This window comes from Nocardioides sp. (genome assembly GCA_037045645.1).
In the GTDB taxonomy this organism is placed as follows: domain Bacteria; phylum Actinomycetota; class Actinomycetes; order Propionibacteriales; family Nocardioidaceae; genus Nocardioides.
In genome coordinates this window covers 1,175,822-1,190,905 of record JBAOIH010000001.1, presented here as the reverse complement: position 1 = coordinate 1,190,905, position 15,084 = coordinate 1,175,822, and the positions used below count along the sequence as shown (strand labels likewise).

20 protein-coding genes are annotated in these 15,084 nt (G+C 68.4%); 3 read left to right on the top strand and 17 right to left on the bottom strand.

Annotated elements, in window-relative coordinates:
* Positions 1–7: 7 nt before the first annotated feature.
* Positions 8–139, bottom strand: coding sequence for a hypothetical protein (locus V9G04_05880; GenBank protein ID MEI2712823.1), 132 nt, complete (start codon positions 137–139; stop codon positions 8–10).
* On the opposite strand from V9G04_05880, the gene V9G04_05875 reads away from it, so the two are divergent.
* Positions 138–680: a DUF4190 domain-containing protein gene (locus tag V9G04_05875; GenBank protein MEI2712822.1), complete on the top strand. Its 543-nt coding sequence runs from the start codon at positions 138–140 to the stop codon at positions 678–680. The genes V9G04_05880 and V9G04_05875 overlap by 2 nt on opposite strands.
* Before the next feature lie 30 nt (positions 681–710).
* On the opposite strand, the gene V9G04_05870 is transcribed toward V9G04_05875, so the two are convergent.
* The 15 genes from V9G04_05870 to hisD form a co-directional block, all read right to left on the bottom strand.
* Positions 711–1,157, bottom strand: coding sequence for a DUF2752 domain-containing protein (locus V9G04_05870; protein ID MEI2712821.1), 447 nt, complete (start codon positions 1,155–1,157; stop codon positions 711–713).
* Complete coding sequence (locus V9G04_05865) at positions 1,147–1,335, bottom strand: HGxxPAAW family protein (protein ID MEI2712820.1); 189 nt, start codon at positions 1,333–1,335, stop codon at positions 1,147–1,149. Before V9G04_05865 ends, V9G04_05870 begins: the two co-directional genes overlap by 11 nt.
* A gap of 58 nt (positions 1,336–1,393) precedes the next feature.
* On the bottom strand, positions 1,394–1,906 hold the full coding sequence (locus V9G04_05860) for a Trp biosynthesis-associated membrane protein (protein MEI2712819.1): 513 nt from the start codon (positions 1,904–1,906) through the stop codon (positions 1,394–1,396).
* A complete protein-coding gene (gene hisI, locus V9G04_05855) occupies positions 1,899–2,255 on the bottom strand; it encodes a phosphoribosyl-AMP cyclohydrolase (GenBank protein MEI2712818.1) in 357 nt (118 codons plus the stop codon). Before hisI ends, V9G04_05860 begins: the two co-directional genes overlap by 8 nt.
* A gap of 41 nt (positions 2,256–2,296) precedes the next feature.
* Positions 2,297–4,096: an ABC transporter ATP-binding protein gene (locus tag V9G04_05850; GenBank protein ID MEI2712817.1), complete on the bottom strand. Its 1,800-nt coding sequence runs from the start codon at positions 4,094–4,096 to the stop codon at positions 2,297–2,299.
* Positions 4,093–5,892 (bottom strand): ABC transporter ATP-binding protein, encoded by a 1,800-nt coding sequence (locus V9G04_05845; GenBank protein ID MEI2712816.1) that lies wholly within the window; start codon positions 5,890–5,892, stop codon positions 4,093–4,095. The genes V9G04_05850 and V9G04_05845 overlap by 4 nt, the downstream gene beginning before the upstream one ends.
* Before the next feature lie 52 nt (positions 5,893–5,944).
* The gene (gene hisF, locus V9G04_05840; GenBank protein ID MEI2712815.1) at positions 5,945–6,727 is read right to left on the bottom strand and encodes an imidazole glycerol phosphate synthase subunit HisF; all 783 of its coding nucleotides are present in this window, start codon (positions 6,725–6,727) and stop codon (positions 5,945–5,947) included.
* Positions 6,728–6,737: 10 nt separating this feature from the next.
* Positions 6,738–7,175 carry an NUDIX hydrolase gene (locus V9G04_05835; GenBank protein ID MEI2712814.1) on the bottom strand — a complete coding sequence of 146 codons (438 nt, stop codon included), beginning with the start codon at positions 7,173–7,175 and terminating at the stop codon, positions 6,738–6,740.
* A gap of 4 nt (positions 7,176–7,179) precedes the next feature.
* Complete coding sequence (gene priA / locus V9G04_05830) at positions 7,180–7,908, bottom strand: bifunctional 1-(5-phosphoribosyl)-5-((5-phosphoribosylamino)methylideneamino)imidazole-4-carboxamide isomerase/phosphoribosylanthranilate isomerase PriA (protein ID MEI2712813.1); 729 nt, start codon at positions 7,906–7,908, stop codon at positions 7,180–7,182.
* Between the two features lie 99 nt (positions 7,909–8,007).
* The gene (locus V9G04_05825) at positions 8,008–8,808 is read right to left on the bottom strand and encodes an SDR family oxidoreductase (protein ID MEI2712812.1); all 801 of its coding nucleotides are present in this window, start codon (positions 8,806–8,808) and stop codon (positions 8,008–8,010) included.
* Between the two features lie 60 nt (positions 8,809–8,868).
* Positions 8,869–9,042, bottom strand: coding sequence for a hypothetical protein (locus V9G04_05820; GenBank protein MEI2712811.1), 174 nt, complete (start codon positions 9,040–9,042; stop codon positions 8,869–8,871).
* A gap of 102 nt (positions 9,043–9,144) precedes the next feature.
* Positions 9,145–9,795, bottom strand: a complete 651-nt coding sequence (gene hisH / locus V9G04_05815; protein ID MEI2712810.1) for an imidazole glycerol phosphate synthase subunit HisH — start codon at positions 9,793–9,795, stop codon at positions 9,145–9,147.
* Positions 9,796–10,304: 509 nt separating this feature from the next.
* Complete coding sequence (gene hisB / locus V9G04_05810) at positions 10,305–10,922, bottom strand: imidazoleglycerol-phosphate dehydratase HisB (protein ID MEI2712809.1); 618 nt, start codon at positions 10,920–10,922, stop codon at positions 10,305–10,307.
* A complete protein-coding gene (locus V9G04_05805) occupies positions 10,922–12,049 on the bottom strand; it encodes a histidinol-phosphate transaminase (GenBank protein MEI2712808.1) in 1,128 nt (375 codons plus the stop codon). Before V9G04_05805 ends, hisB begins: the two co-directional genes overlap by 1 nt.
* Entirely contained in the window at positions 12,046–13,341 is a 1,296-nt protein-coding gene (gene hisD, locus V9G04_05800; GenBank protein ID MEI2712807.1) for a histidinol dehydrogenase, read from the bottom strand. The genes V9G04_05805 and hisD overlap by 4 nt, the downstream gene beginning before the upstream one ends.
* A 103-nt stretch (positions 13,342–13,444) precedes the next feature.
* On the opposite strand from hisD, the gene V9G04_05795 reads away from it, so the two are divergent.
* Together V9G04_05795 and ybaK are read left to right on the top strand one after the other, a co-directional pair.
* Positions 13,445–14,113, top strand: coding sequence for an LON peptidase substrate-binding domain-containing protein (locus tag V9G04_05795; GenBank protein MEI2712806.1), 669 nt, complete (start codon positions 13,445–13,447; stop codon positions 14,111–14,113).
* A gap of 8 nt (positions 14,114–14,121) precedes the next feature.
* On the top strand, positions 14,122–14,613 hold the full coding sequence (gene ybaK / locus V9G04_05790; GenBank protein ID MEI2712805.1) for a Cys-tRNA(Pro) deacylase: 492 nt from the start codon (positions 14,122–14,124) through the stop codon (positions 14,611–14,613).
* Here ybaK and V9G04_05785 read toward each other — a convergent pair.
* Positions 14,581–15,054: a hypothetical protein gene (locus V9G04_05785; GenBank protein ID MEI2712804.1), complete on the bottom strand. Its 474-nt coding sequence runs from the start codon at positions 15,052–15,054 to the stop codon at positions 14,581–14,583. The two genes, ybaK and V9G04_05785, sit on opposite strands and share 33 nt — an antisense overlap.
* Between the last annotated feature and the right edge of the window lie 30 nt (positions 15,055–15,084).

The window sequence follows — 15,084 nt, the reverse complement described above, 5'->3', positions numbered from 1 at the left end:
GCACCTTTCACACAATCCTCGGCCCAGACTCGGAGGAGCCGAGGCCCAGCCTCTCACGCCCCTGGTGAGTCTCGACCTGCTGCCCGAAGCCCGAGCCGCGGATGTCGTGGAGCCGGTCTTTGACTACGTTGCTCGTCATGAGCAATGACACCCCTTCCTCCCCCGGCGGCCCGCAGGACCCCTACGGCAGTGCGCCGAGCAACCCCTACGGCGGCCAGCCGAACAGCCCGTACGGTCAGCCCGCTGGTGATCCGTACGGCCAGCCCGGCTACGGTCAGCCCGGGTCTGGCCAGCCCGCTGGTGATCCGTACGGCCAGCCCGGCTACGGGCAGCCTGGATATGGCCAAGCTGGCTATGGGCAGCCGACCGGGAGCCCCTACGGCCAGGGTGGATACGGCGCGCCGCAACAGTTCGGCGCGCAGCGCAACGGCATGGCACTCGGTTCGATGATCACCGGAATCGTGAGCATGCCGCTCACCTGCTGCTGGATCGGTGGCCTGACCGGCATCGTGGCGATCGTGCTCGGCATCATGGCGCGCAAGCAGATCGCCGAGTCCCAAGGGCGCCAAGAGGGCGGCGGGATGGCCACGGCCGGCATCATCACCGGCGCGGTGGCCGTCGTGCTGTTCATCCTGATGGTCCTGCTGTGGGTGACGGGGGCGTTCGACGCCTACCGCTGACCCCACAGGTCAGGGGTTGAGCCAGGCGGCTCAGGGGTTGAGCCAGTCGAATCCCGGGAGATTGCGCAGCACGAAGAACACGAGCAGCAAACCCAAGGTCAGGTAGGCGAAGCGTTCCGAGCCGAGCACCGGGGGGTCGTACGTCCGGCCCTGCCAGCGAGCGCGGGTCCAACCCAGCAGTGCCCACACGATCACGGGCACGAACAGTACGAACAGCAGGTTGGACTGCATGGCGCCGAGCAGGTCGGCGTTCGACAGATCGTTGGTCGCACGCAGGCCACCGCAACCGGGGCAGTAGAGACCCGTCATGGCAAAGAGCGGGCAGAAGCCCCAACTGTGCTGCACGTGCGGGTCGCGCAGATGCAGCGCGAGGGTGGCGGCTGCCAGGGTGCCTATGGTCGCCAGCGGCGCGACCACCCGGCGCCAGCGTGGGGGCGTCGACCACGCGGGCGGACTGGGCTGGACCTCAGTCGCCATAACCCATCTTGTTCATCACCATGAAGACCGGCAGCGCGATCACACCCAAGACGACACCGACCCAGAAGATCGGCAGGTTGATCGGAGTCAACATCAAGGCGATCCCACCGATCACGAACCCGAGCATGGCGATGGTGACGCCGGTCCAGGCGGCCGGGGTGTTGCCGTGGTGGGACATGGATGCTCCTGGTCTGTGCTCGGGATGTGCGAGATCAGTGTAGTGGTCGCGCGGCGGATCAGCTGGTCGGGTCGCGACCCTCGTCGAGTGCTTTCCAGATGTCGAGATTGGACTGGTCCTCATCAGGTGGACCGACGGCACCAGAGGGGTTGTCGTACTTGCGCCCCATCTCGGGCCACTGCCGCGCCCAGAGTGCGGCCATCACGGCCGCGGCGCAGGCAGTCGCCGACGTCACCGCGGCCACGAGGAACCAGTGCGTCCACGTCGTGGCTTCCAGGGTCAACCGCGCATGGAGGACGGACGCAATCAGTCCGGCGCCGGCCAACGCCGCGACCCACGCCGCGATGCCGCGCAGCCGACCTCCGGTGAAGAGGAGCAGACCCCACGCGGCCAACAGCACGAGCGCCACCGCGGTCACCTGGGGGGCGTCGGTGATCACGGGCGTCGTGATCGTGTGCGGAGAAGGGGCCGGCGATTCGGCCCATGGCTTCGACCCGGCGTACGCCGCGGCGACAGCCGAAATGACCCCCGTCGCGGCGACGGGCAGGAAGGTGGCGCGACGCTCAGTCATCGAGGCCCGCCGCCCACAACACGTCGGCATCGAAACAGGTGAGGTCACCGGTATGGCAGGCCGCGCCGGTCTGGTCGACCTTCACCAGCACGGTGTCGCCATCGCAGTCGAGACTGATCTCCCGTACCGCCTGGTGATGCCCGGAGGTCTCACCTTTGACCCAATAGGACTGTCGACTGCGCGACCAGTACGTCGCCTTGCGTGTCGTCAAGGAGCGGTGCAGCGCCTCGTCGTCCATCCAGGCCAGCATCAGCACCTCGCCGGTGTCGTACTGCTGCACGATCGCGGGGACGAGCCCGTGTTCGGTGCGCTTCAGGCGCGCGGCGATGGCCGGGTCGAGGTTGCTCACGACCCCATTGTCCCTGTCACTCGGTGGCTGCTCGCCGGCGCTCACGAAAGCTCCTGCTGGGCCACCCAGGATGCGTGCAACCCGGCGTAGGGCGAGCCCACCTGTCGTACGAGCTCGGCGTGCGGGCCGCGCTGCACTACGCGTCCCTTGTCCACCACGATCACCTCGTCCGCGGCCTCTGCGGTCGAGAGTCGGTGCGCGATCGTGACGCTCGTACGCCCGGTCATCAGGCTCTCGAGAGCCCGCCCGATCCGCATCTCCAACGATGGGTCGACCGCGCTGGTGGCTTCGTCGAGGACGAGCAGGTCGAGGTCGGCCAGGTGGGCTCGCAGCAGGGCGACCAGTTGCCGCTCTCCGGCGCTGAGTGACTCGCCGCGTTGGCCGACCACCGTGTCGATGCCGTGCGGGAGTCCGGCCAGCCAGTCACCCAGGCCGAGCGCCGCGGCGCTCTCGTGGATCTCCTCGGCGCTGGCCGCCAGTCGGCCGTACCGGACGTTGGCCGCGATCGTGTCGTCGAAGAGGAATCCCTCCTGCGGCACCAACACGACCGATTTGCGCAAGCTCTCGTGCGCGATCTCGCGCAGGTCGACGCCGTCGAGTCGGACCGCCCCGGCGACCGGGTCCATCAGTCGGGTAAGCAGTTTGGCGAACGTGGACTTGCCCGAGCCCGTCTCCCCCACGATGGCGACACGGGTGCCCGCGTCGAGATGGAGGTCGACGTCGGTCAGGACCGGCGGCCCGCCGGGGTAGGCGAACTGCACGCGGTCGAAGGTCACGTCGATCGGCCCGCGCGGGAGCGTGACGCCGTCCGGACCCGGATCCACCAGATCAGCAGGGGTCTCCAGGATGCCGATCACCCGACGCCAGCTGACGATCGCATTCTGGGCGTCGGTGAGGATCTGGGTGCCCATCTGGACCGGGCCCACGAAGAGCGTGACCAGGAACGCGAAGGCCAGGATGCGCCCGGCTGTCATATCCCCTGCCAGACCCAGCAGCACGCCGATCACGATCACGCCGGCGTTGGCCAGGCCCGCGCTGATGCCCCCGAGGCTGAAGGAGAACACCGTGAACTTCTGCGCCCGGACACTGGCGGACTGGTAGGCGTCGATCGCGTCGTCGATGCGTCGTTGGGTGCGGTCCTGGACGGCGTACGACTTCACGACGGCCGCGCCGACGACGGGCTCGCTGATCGCGGAGAGCAACACCCCGACCTGGCGGCGTACGACCGAATAGGCGGCCGAGAGCTTGCGCTGGAAATAGCGGATCGACAAGAACAGCGGCGCGAAGCAGACCCAGACCACGAGCGCGAGCTGCCAGGAATAGATCACCATCACGACGGTCGCCACCAGCATCTGCCCGACGCTGACGACGAAGATCAGGCCGCCGAAAACCAGGAACTGGCTCACCTGGTCGACGTCGGTGGTGACCCGGGAGACCAGCGCGCCACGGCGCTCGGTGTTCTGCGTCAGCAGCGGCAGGTCGTGGACGTGGCGAAACGCCTTGATCCGCAATGTCGCGAGCCCGCGCTCGGAGGTCGTGAAGAGCCGTGAGGTCATCAGATAGGAGGCGGCGCTGGTGACGCCGATGGCGACGGCGCACAGCACTCCCATCCAGGCTACGAACGACAGGTCCGGGCCTCCCGGACCGTTGAGTCCGCGGTCGAGTGTCTGTTGGACGGCGACCGGGACCACGATCTGACCCATCGCCGCCACGACCGCCAGGACGAGGGTGAAGCCGACACCCTCTTTGAGTTCGGGTGAGATCGCCACGCCGCGTCGCAGCGTCTCGAAGGCGCCCATCTCCTCGCCGCTGTCCAACTGTGTGCCCGCCGAAGTCGTCATCGGGCCACCTCCTGCTTGGACGGGTTCTCCTCGTACGCGGCCTGTTCGTAGGCGTTGACGAGGTGGGCGTAGTCGGGCGAGGTGGCGAGGAGTTCGGCGTGGGTGCCGCGCGCCTGTACCCGCCCGTCGTCGAGGTGGATCACCTCGTCGGCCAAGGCGATGGTGGCCTTGCGGTAGGCCACCACGACCAGGGTCGAATCCGAGCCGCCCGCGCGCAGACTCGCCAGGATTCGCGCCTCGACCTCGGGGTCGACTGCGGAGGTGGCGTCGTCGAGGATCAGCAGCCGCGGCTTGCGTACGAGAGCTCGCGCCAGCGAGATCCGCTGCCGCTGCCCGCCGGACAAGGAGGTGCCGCGCTCCCCCAGGCTGGTGTCCAGCCCGTCCGGAAGCGCGCGTACGAACTCCTCGGCCTGAGCGGCACGCAACGCGGCCCAGACGTCGTCGTCGGTCATCGCCGCACCCAAGGTGACGTTGCCCCGCACCGTGTCGTCGAAGAGGAACGCGGTCTGCGACACGACCGCGACCGATCCCGCCAACGCACCGTTGGCCAGGTCGCGCAGGTCGACGTCGTCGACGAGGATCCGTCCGCGGTCGGGATCGACGAGGCGCATCATCAGGTTGGTCAGGGTGGACTTGCCCGAGGCGGTCGGCCCGACGAGGGCGACGGTGCGTCCGGGCTCGACCTCGAAGGAGACGTCGGTCAGCAGCGGGTTGGCCGGGGCGTACGCGTAGCCCAGCCCCTCGATGCGCAGCGCGGCGCCGCGACCGGTGCTGGCGAGGTCACGATCGCCGAAGGGCATCGCACCGGTGGCGTCGAGGACGGACTTGGTGCGCCGGTAGCCCACGACGCTGCGTGGGAACTCCCCCATCAACCAGCCCAGCGAACGGATCGGGAAGGACACGATCGTCAACAGGTAGGCGACGGTGACCACGTCTCCGGCGTCGGTGGCGCCCGTAAGCACGCGCTGGACTCCCACGGCGAGCACGACGAGGACGCCGAGGCTCGGCAGGCTGGCCAGGATCGGGTCGAATGCGGCTCGGATCCGGCCCGCCTTGATGTTCACGTCGCGCAACTCGTGGGCCTTGCGAAGGAAGCGCTGCGTCTCCTCGCCCTCCCGACCGAGGGTCTTGACGACCATCGCGCCGTCGAAGGACTCGTGGGCGATCTCGGAGACCTCGGCGCGCAACTCCTGGGCCTTGGTCCACTGTGGGGAGGCGAGCCGCTGGAAGATGATGTTGACCACGACGACCAACGGGAACACGAGCAGCCCGACCAGCGCCATCACGACGTCGGCGAGCAGCATCTGCACGATGGCGATCACCATCATCACGACCGTGCCGACGGCCATCGGCAGCGGCGCGATCGGCGCCCAGGCTGCCTCCACGTCGGAATAGGCATTGCTGAGCAGTTGTCCCGTCGGGTGACGCTGGTGCCACTCCATCGGCAGCCGGAGGTATTGCCGGGTGACCGCGCGGCGCGAATGTGCCTGCATTCGGTATTGCATGATCCCCGCGCCCAATCGCCTGGCCACGATGCCGACGGCTCGCAGAATCGCCACGGCCACGAAGAGTCCCACGACCGCCCAGAGCATGCTGGGGCCGATCTCGCCGTCGCGGAAGGCGGGCACGATCACGTGGTCGGTGGACCAGCCCAACACCCAGGCATCGGCGACGGTGAGGGCGCCGAAGAGGATGCTGCCGATCGTGGACAGCACGAAGATGCCCGGCTCGCGCCGGATCGCCACGCCGAGGACCTTGAAGCCGGCTGTGGTCGTCCCGCCGGTCGTCTCCGTCACTCGTCCGAGGTTAGGTGGCTGCCCCGACAGTGGGCGAATCAGTGGTGCATCGCTAGCGGCGGACGGGGTGCCCGGCCGCCGCCAGACCGGCCTTGACGTCGCCGATCGACAGCGTCCCGAAGTGGAAGACGCTGGCGGCGAGTACGGCATCCGCGCCGGCGGCGACCGCGGGCGGGAAGTGCTCGACTCTCCCTGCACCTCCACTGGCGATCACGGGGACGGTGACCTCACGGCGTACCGCCTCGATCAATTCGAGGTCGAAGCCATCTCGGGTGCCGTCCGCGTCCATGGCGTTGAGCAGGATCTCCCCGGCACCGAGCTCGACAGCACGCGTCGCCCACTCGATCGCGTCGAGACCAGCCGCCTTTCGGCCGCCATGGGTGGTGACCTCGAACCCGGAGGCGGGCCTCGACTCGGCTCGATCATCGACGCACCGGCGAGCGTCCACGGAGAGTACGAGCACCTGGTTGCCGAAGCGGTCGGCAATCTCCTTCACCAGGTCGGGGCGGTGGATGGCGGCGGTATTGACGGCGATCTTGTCGGCCCCGGCACGCAGCAGTCGGTCGACGTCCTCGACTGTCGAAATGCCGCCACCGACCGTGAGTGGGATGAAGACTTCTTCGGCACAGCGCGACACGATCTCCAACGTCGTCGCCCGACCCTGATGCGAGGCGGAGATGTCGAGGAAGGTGAGTTCGTCCGCCCCTTCCGCGTCATACTTCCGGGCCAACTCGACGGGATCGCCCGCATCCCGTAGGCCCTCGAAGTTGACGCCTTTGACGACACGCCCCGAATCGACGTCGAGGCACGGGATCACGCGGACTGCAAGGGACACGACACGCAACCTAACGTCGGGCGGCGAGAGCGACGTCGACGATCTCAGTCCTCGGCTCGCCCCCGGTGAGCAACTCGTCGAGCGACACCCAACGGGCGAAGTCCGTGGAGCCGCCGACCTCCAGCGTGCCGAGTTCGCCACCGACAATCTCGGCGGCGTACACGAAACGCTGCGAGCGGAACCAGCCGTCGAAGATCTTGTTCGGGCTGCGCGTGAAGAAGTGGTCGGCCAGCATCTCGCCCACCTCGATGTCGTAGCCGGTCTCTTCACGGACCTCGCGTACCAGCCCGTCTCGCAGCGCCTCGTCGAAGTCGATGCCACCGCCGGGCAGCGTCCAGGCAGGATCGAAGCGACCCTCGCCATTCCACCAGGTCAGCAGCACGCGCCCCTGGTCGTCGAGGATCAGCGCGTACGCCGCCAACCTGGTGTGGAACTCGCTGAAGTGCACGGAGTCAGCCCCTCGTCAGCGCCAGCGCGTCCACTAGCGTGAACTGGCCGGTGTAGAGCGCCGTGCCCGCGATCGCGCCCTCGACACCGTCGGCGACCAAGCCCATCAGGGCGCGGATGTCGTCGAGCGTGGTCACACCGCCGCTGGCGACCACCGGCTTGTCCGTGGCCGCGCACACGTCGCGAAGCAGTTGCAGATTGGGCCCCTGGAGCATGCCGTCCTTGTTGACGTCCGTGACGACATAGCGCGCGCACCCTTCGGAGTCCAGGCGGGCCAGCGTCTCGTAGAGGTCGCCGCCCTCACGAGTCCAGCCCCGGGCGGCGAGCGTACGACCGCGGACGTCGAGGCCGACCGCGACCCGATCTCCGTACGTCGCGATCGCCTTGGCGCACCACTCGGGGGACTCCAGCGCGGCCGTGCCGATGTTGACGCGACGGCAGCCGGTGGCCATCGCCGCTTCGAGCGACTCGTCGTCGCGGATGCCGCCGCTCATCTCGACCTGGATGTCGAGACGGCCGACGATCTCAGCCTGCAATTCTCGGTTGTGGCCGTGGCCGAAAGCAGCGTCCAGGTCCACCAGGTGGATCCATTCGGCGCCCGCCTGCTGCCAGCGCAGGGCGGCCTCGACGGGGTCCCCGAATCGCTGCTCCGAGCCGTCAACGCCCTGCACGAGTTGGACGGCCTGACCGCCCTTGACGTCGACGGCCGGCAGGAGTTCGAGGTAGGCGCTCACGATGCCTGATCGTAGGTCCCCTCCCCCGCGCCGTTGAGTTGGGTCTCACTAGGCGTTGAGGTGTGCCTGGCTGCCCGTCGAGTTGGGTATCCGGGAGTTTCAGAGCTTCGAGATGAGTTTGTTGGACGCACGGTTGACCCAGGTGGGCGAGACTTGCGCAAGCGCACCGAGGACTTTGGCCTGTCGGCCGACCGGGCGGTGCACCGATCGCAGCCAGGGCGCCCGCCGGCGCGGTCCGGCCTTCTCGTGATCGTCGATCAGTGCCAACAACTCGTCCACCACGTCGTCGACGGTGAGTTTGATGCCCAGGCTCCTGGACGAACTGGTGTCCATGCCGTCGACCATCGCCGTGTTCACGAACAGCGGCCAGAGGTCGCGTACGCCCACCCCATGTTGCGACCACTCGAGTTCGAGCGCCTCGGTGAGACCGCGTACGGCGAACTTGCTGGCCGAGTAGGACGCGAGTTCAGGTTGGCCATAGATCGCCGACGCCGAGCACATGTTGACCATCAACCCGCGGTTGCGTTTGAGGTAGCGCAGCGCCGTGTGGGCTCCGTTGACGACCCCGAGCACGTTCACCTCCAGGATCTCGCGGTGCCGAGCCAGCGGCACGTCCTCGAAGTTGCCGGGCGTGAGGATCCCGGCGTTGTTGTGCAGCAGGTCGAGCCCGCCGTCGCCGCACAGCGTCGTGAGCGCGGTCTGCCAGCCGACCGGATCGGTGACATCGAGTTCGGCGACGATCAGGCGGTTCGCGTACGGGTTGTTCCTCGCGAACTCCTCCAGGCGGGCGGTGTCGACGTCGTACGCCCCCACGCGCCACCCGCGTGAGAGCAGCGCCTCGGCAGTGGCTCGCCCGATCCCTTGTGCTGCTCCGGTGACAAACGCCGTCTTCGTGCTCACGGCCACGAGCCTAGGGCAAGCCGGTTGTGACCCCTCGGCCAGATTTGGTGACTCCTTGGCTCAGAACCGATCTCGGGTCTCCCGGTCGATGAGGAGGCACGAAGCCCCGGTGGTTGAGGAGCGCCGCAGGCGCGTCTCGAAACCACACTCCCCGGTGGTTGAGGAGGCGCGTAGCGCCGTCTCGAAACCACTTCCCCCGTGCGCGTGCTGCGTGGTTTCGAGACGCTCGCTCACGCTCGCTCCTCAACCACCGATCCCGGTCTCCACCGGCTGCAACTACGCACCCTGGGAAACCCCACCCCTCAACCCGCTACGCACCGGCTAGCCGGCCACGCCTCAACCACCGACGAGGGTCTGCACCCAGTTGCGCAGCAGAGCGGCCCCGGCGTCACCGGACTTCTCCGGGTGGAACTGGGTTGCCCACAGTGGACCGTTCTCCACCGCGGCCACAAAGCGGTCGCCCCCGTGCTCGGCCCAGGTCACCAAGGGGGCACGGGTACGGTCATTGGTCACCAGGTCCCAGGAGCGCGCGGCATAGGAATGCACGAAGTAGAAGCGTTGGTCCTCGACGCCTGCGAAAGCAGTCGTCCCGTCCGGCACCGCGACGGTGTTCCAGCCCATGTGCGGTACGACGTCGGCCTGGAGTCGCTCCACGACGCCTGGCCATTCGCCGCATCCCTCGGACTCGACGCCATGCTCGACCCCGCGATCGAAGAGCACCTGCATGCCGACACAGATCCCGAGCACCGCTCGACCGCCGGCTAGACGACGGCCGATCACCTCGGGGGCTCGTACGGCGCGCAGTCCGCGCATGCACGCCTCGTAAGCCCCCACGCCCGGCACGACGAGCCCGTCGGCATCCAGGGCAGCCTGCCGGTCGGACGTGAGGGTGACGGCTGCTCCGGCACGCTCCACCGCGCGTACGACCGAGCGGACGTTGCCCGAGCCGTAGTCGAGGACGATGACGCGTGGTTTCGAGACGTTCACTTCGTTCACTCCTCAACCACCGGTGGTCTCGGTGGTGGTTGACCTGCGAGGCGCCCTCTCGAAACCACCGGTGGTCTCGGTGGTGGTTGACCTGCGAGGCGCCGTCTCGAAACCACCGGTGGTCTCGGTGGTGGTAGACCTGCGAGGCGCCGTCTCGAAACCACCGGTGGTCTCGGTGGTGGTTGACCTGCGAGGCGCCCTCTCGAAACCACCGGTGGTCCCGGTGGTGCTAGACCTGCGAGGCGCCGTCTCGAAACCACCGGTGGTCTCGGTGGTGGTTGACCTGCGAGGCGCCCTCTCGAAACCATCGGGGGTCTCGGTGGTGGTTGACCTGCGAGGCGCCGTCTCGAAACCACCGGTGGTCTCGGTGGTGGTTGACCTGCGAGGCGCCCTCTCGAAACCACCGGTGGTCTCGGTGGTGGTTGACCTGCGAGGCGCCGCCTCGAAACCACCCGCGGTCCCGGTGGTGGTTGACCTGCGAGGCGCCGTCTCGAAACCACCAGCAACGCTCACAAGGCGCCCTTCGTCGACGGTACGCCGGTCTCGCGGGGGTCGAGCGCGATCGCCGTCCGCAGGGCGCGCGCGACCGCCTTGAACTGCGCCTCGACGATGTGGTGCGGGTCGCGGCCTGCGAGCAGGCGTACGTGCAGGCAGATCTGGGCGTGGAACGCCAGCGACTCGAAGACGTGCTGGGTCAGTGAGCCCTGATAAGGCGCACCATTCGGACCGTTGCCACCGATCAGCGCATAGATCTGTCCCTCGGGTTCGCCGGTGCATACGCAGTAGGGACGTCCCGACACGTCCACCACGGCCTGCGCCAGTGCCTCGTCGAGCGGCACGGTCGCGTCGCCGTAGCGCACGATCCCGGCCTTGTCCCCGAGAGCCTCCCGGATCGCCTGCCCGAGCACGATCGCGGTGTCCTCGACCGTGTGGTGAGCGTCGATGTGGGTGTCGCCGTTGGCGTGCACGGTGAGGTCGATCAGTGAGTGCCGCCCCAGCGCGGTGAGCATGTGGTCATAGAAGGCCACGCCCGTGGTGATCTCGGTGCGTCCGGTGCCGTCGAGATTGACGCTCACGTGGACCTTCGACTCCGAGGTGGTGCGCTCGACGGTCGCGGTGCGGCTCATCATGTCTCCTGCGTGGTTGCCGGGTCCTGACGCGCGGCATCGACCGCGACCAGGGCTTGCTTGAATGATCCCATCTCGTCCGGCGTACCGACCGACACCCTCAACCAGCCGTCCGGCCCGGTCTCACGGATCAACACTCCTCGGTCGAGCAACCCCTGCCAGATCGCATGCCGGTCGGGGAACGGACCGAAGAGCACGAAGTTGGCGTCGGAGTCCGCGACCTCATAGAAGCGCTGGCGCAGCCAGGTCACCAAGTGATCGCGCTCGCGCCGCAGTGCGTCGACATTGCCCAACAACTCAGAAGTGTGACGCAGCGCCGCCAGCGCAGTCGCCTGCGTCACCGCCGATAGGTGGTACGGCAGCCGCACCACCCGGATCGCGTCGCAGATCGCGGGATCGGCGGCCAGATATCCCAGTCGGGCACCCGCCAGAGCGAAGGCTTTGCTCATCGTGCGCGTCACGACGAGATTGCGGTGTTGCGACAACAGGTCGAGCGCACTTGGTACGCCGTCGCGCCGGAACTCGCCGTACGCCTCGTCGACGACCACGATCCCCTGCTCGCCCATCGCCTCGCACAACACGGTGACCGCGTCGAGCGGCAGCGCGGTGCCGGTGGGATTGTTCGGCGACGGCAGCAGGATGACGCTCGGCGATTCGGACTCGACCAAGGCACGTGCCGCGCCGAGGTCGATCGCGAAGTCGTCGTCGCGGCGGCCGGTGACCCAGCGGGTGTGGGTGTCGCGGGCGTACTCGGGATACATCGAGTACGTCGGCGCAAAGCTCACGGCGGTGCGCCCGGGACCCCCGAATGCCTGCAGCAGTTGCAGCATCACCTCGTTGGACCCGTTGGCTGCCCACACCATCTCGGGTGTGATCGTCGAGGTCGTATCCGCGCTCAGATAACGCGCCAGACTCTCGCGCAGCGCTACGAACTCCCGGTCCGGGTAGCGATTCAGCGTGGTCGCGGCCTCCCCGGCGGCCTGTGCGATGTCGGCTGCGCAGGCGGCGCTCGGCGCGTACGGGTTCTCGTTCACGTTGAGTTGCACCGGCACGTCCAACTGTGGCGCCCCGTACGGCTCGATGCCCACGAGTTCGGGCCGGATGGGCGGCCAGGCGGCAGCACTCATGCGTCGAACCGGATCGTCACGCCGGAACCGTGACCCGGCAGGTCCTCGGCCTCCGCGAGCACCCGGACGTGGTCGGCCACCTCGGCGAGGGCATCTCGGGTGTAGTCGACGACGTGGATCGCCTTGAGGAACGAGCGCACCGAGAGCCCGGACGAGTGGCACGCGCAGCCGGCCGTCGGCAGCACGTGATTGGAGCCGGCGCAGTAGTCGCCGACCGCGACCGGGGACCACGGGCCGAGGAAGATCGCACCGGCATTGCGGACGTGCGCGGCCACACTGGCGGCGTCACGGGTGTGGATCTCCAGGTGCTCGGAGGCGTACGCGTTGACGACCTCCAGTCCCTGCGCGACATCGTCCACCAACACGATCGCGGACTGGTGACCACCGAGTGCGTCGGCGATCCGCTCACTGTGTCGCGTAGCGGCGACCTGCCTGTCCAACTCGGCGCTCACCTCGTCGGCCAGAGTCTCCGAGTCGGTTACGAGCAGCGACGCGGACGTGCCGCCGTGTTCGGCCTCGGTCAGCAGGTCCGCGGCGACGTACGCTGCGATGGCCGAGTCGTCGGCGAGGATCGCGATCTCGCTCGGCCCGGCCTCGGAGTCGATCCCGACCAGGCCACGCAACAACCGTTTGGCGGCCGTGACATAGAGGTTGCCGGGACCGATGACCAGGTTCACCGGTCGGCACTCCGCTGCGCCATAGGCGAACATCGCGATCGCCTGGGCGCCCCCGACGGCATAGACCTCGTCCACACCGAGGAGCGCACAGGCCGCCAGCACCGTCGGGTCGGGAAGGCCGGACTCCTGCTGCGGCGGACTGGACAGCGCGATCGAGGGCACACCGGCGACCTGCGCGGGCACCACGTTCATCACGACCGTCGACACCAGGGGCGCCAGCCCGCCGGGAACGTAGAGCCCCACCCGGTCGACCGGCACAGACCGGTGGGTCACCACCGCGCCGGGAGCCACCTCGATGCGGTGCTCAGCCTCGCGTTCCAGGTCGGCCTCGCAGGTCGTACGCAGCCGTCGGATCGATTCCTCCAAGGCCGCGCGCACGGATGAGTCGAGGGCGGAGAGCGCGTCGGTCAGCGCACCTGCGGGCACCCGGATGTCGCCGAGATCCACACCGTCGAACGTCGCCGTGAACTCCCGGATCGCCGCCACACCACGCGTACGCACCGCCTCCAACACGGGCCGCACCTGATGGGTCGCCGCCTCGACGTCGAAGTCCGCGCGCGGCACGATGGCGCGGTAGTCGAGCGGGCCCTGCGCCGACGCAGCAGAGCCCCTGATGTCGAGGCGGCGGATCACCGCTCGATTCTACGAACCGCCGAGACCTGGCCCTGACCAGGGACAACACGTGGAACGGCTACGTTGACCATCAGGAGGTGATCTCGTGACCACCGCGCTGCCGATGTTCCCGCTCAACACGGTGCTCTTTCCCGGACTTGTCGTGCCGCTTCACGTCTTCGAGGACCGCTACCGCGCACTGATCCACCACCTGCTGCGCGAACCCGATCCCGCCCAACGCCTCTTCGGGTCCGTGTGCATCCGCGAGGGCTACGAGGTCGGCGAGCACGGTGCCCAGTCACTGTTTCGCGTCGGCACCCGGATGCAACTGACCGAGATCTCCCGCAATCCCGACGGCACCTTCGACATCGTGGCCGTGGGCCGCGATCGAATGCGGCTCGATCGGCTGCAGACCAGTGGCGACTTCCCGGCGGGAGAGGTCGAGGTGCTGCCGGACGCACGCGCCGCCTCGGTGCCGGACGAGGTGGTCGAACAAGCACTTGCGATGTTCGAGGCGTTCCGGGTTGCTGTCGCACCCTTCCGCGGCGATCCGCATCCAGGAAATCTGCCGACGGACCCGACCTACCTCTCCTGGACTCTGGCCGCCGTCGCGCCCCTGCCGATGCCCGAACGGCAGGCGTTGTTGGAGTCCGACGACGCGCTGGAACGGCTGGTGCTGGTCACCGAGCTGTTGCGCGAGGAGTTGCGCGCGATGAACGTGATCCCCTCGCTACCGGCCACGGAGATCGCCCGCACCCGCTGGTCCCCCAACTAGGCGGCGAGATGGCCAAACGCTCCAGGAGTGGGGGTACGCCGGCGACCGCAGCACTGATCGCGGCGGGTGCGGACTTCGCCCTCCACGACTACGACCACGATCCGCGCGCCACCTCCTTCGGTCTCGAAGCCGCCCACGCGCTCGGGCTGGAACCCGAGCGGGTGTTCAAGACTTTGCTCGCCGAGCTCGACGGCGAACTGGTGGTCGCGGTCGTCCCCGTCTCCGGCCAGCTCGACCTCAAAGCCCTGGCCAGGACGCTCGGCGGCAGCCGAGCCGTGATGGCCGAGGTCAGCCGGGCCGAGCGGGTCACCGGCTATGTCGCCGGTGGGATCTCCCCGCTGGGTCAAAAGCGCGCGCTGCGTACGGTCCTCGACGAGACCGTCGACCTCTTCGACACGATCTTCGTCTCCGCGGGCCGTCGCGGCTTGGATCTCGAGATCGCACCGGCCGACCTGGTACGGCTGACCTCAGCCGTCATCGCGCCCGTCGGCAAGGACTGACTCGGGTGCCACCGCACGATCACGGGGTGTAAGCCACAGCACCAGCAGCAGGTAGGAGGCCAGGGCCGAGATCGGCCAGGCCAGCAGCGGCGCACGACCCACGACCGTCAGGTCGCCGCTCATCTTCGTGCCGTCGGCCGCGGACTTCGCCAGGCGCGCGGCGTCGAGCGGCTCCAATTGGTGGCCCCACGCCACCATCAGCACGGCAGCCAGCCCCGCCCCGACCAAGACGGCCGTCAGCGTCAGCCGCGGCTCGTGGGCTTGGAATGCAGCGAACACCCCCAGGAGCACCCCACCACCCACCGCGCACAGCACATACAGCGCGGTGCCGTCCACGTCCGCGCGAAGCCCGGAGGAATCAAGCAGGAACCTGCCTTGCCAGGCGAACCCGGTGGGTGGGGTCCAAAGCGTCACCCACACCAGGGCGGTCAGAGTAGCCAAGACCACCGCCACCACGACGACGCTCAGCCA

Coding starts and splice junctions, on each gene's coding strand:
- V9G04_05805 (MEI2712808.1), bottom strand. CDS start 12,049: ATGAGTGCTGCCGCCTGGCCGCCCATCCGGCCCGAACTCGTGGGCATC.
- V9G04_05875 (MEI2712822.1), top strand. CDS start 138: ATGAGCAATGACACCCCTTCCTCCCCCGGCGGCCCGCAGGACCCCTAC.
- V9G04_05860 (MEI2712819.1), bottom strand. CDS start 1,906: ATGACTGAGCGTCGCGCCACCTTCCTGCCCGTCGCCGCGACGGGGGTC.
- V9G04_05850 (MEI2712817.1), bottom strand. CDS start 4,096: ATGACGACTTCGGCGGGCACACAGTTGGACAGCGGCGAGGAGATGGGC.
- V9G04_05870 (MEI2712821.1), bottom strand. CDS start 1,157: ATGGCGACTGAGGTCCAGCCCAGTCCGCCCGCGTGGTCGACGCCCCCA.
- V9G04_05880 (MEI2712823.1), bottom strand. CDS start 139: ATGACGAGCAACGTAGTCAAAGACCGGCTCCACGACATCCGCGGCTCG.
- V9G04_05865 (MEI2712820.1), bottom strand. CDS start 1,335: ATGTCCCACCACGGCAACACCCCGGCCGCCTGGACCGGCGTCACCATC.
- hisB (MEI2712809.1), bottom strand. CDS start 10,922: ATGAGCCGCACCGCGACCGTCGAGCGCACCACCTCGGAGTCGAAGGTC.
- ybaK (MEI2712805.1), top strand. CDS start 14,122: ATGGCCAAACGCTCCAGGAGTGGGGGTACGCCGGCGACCGCAGCACTG.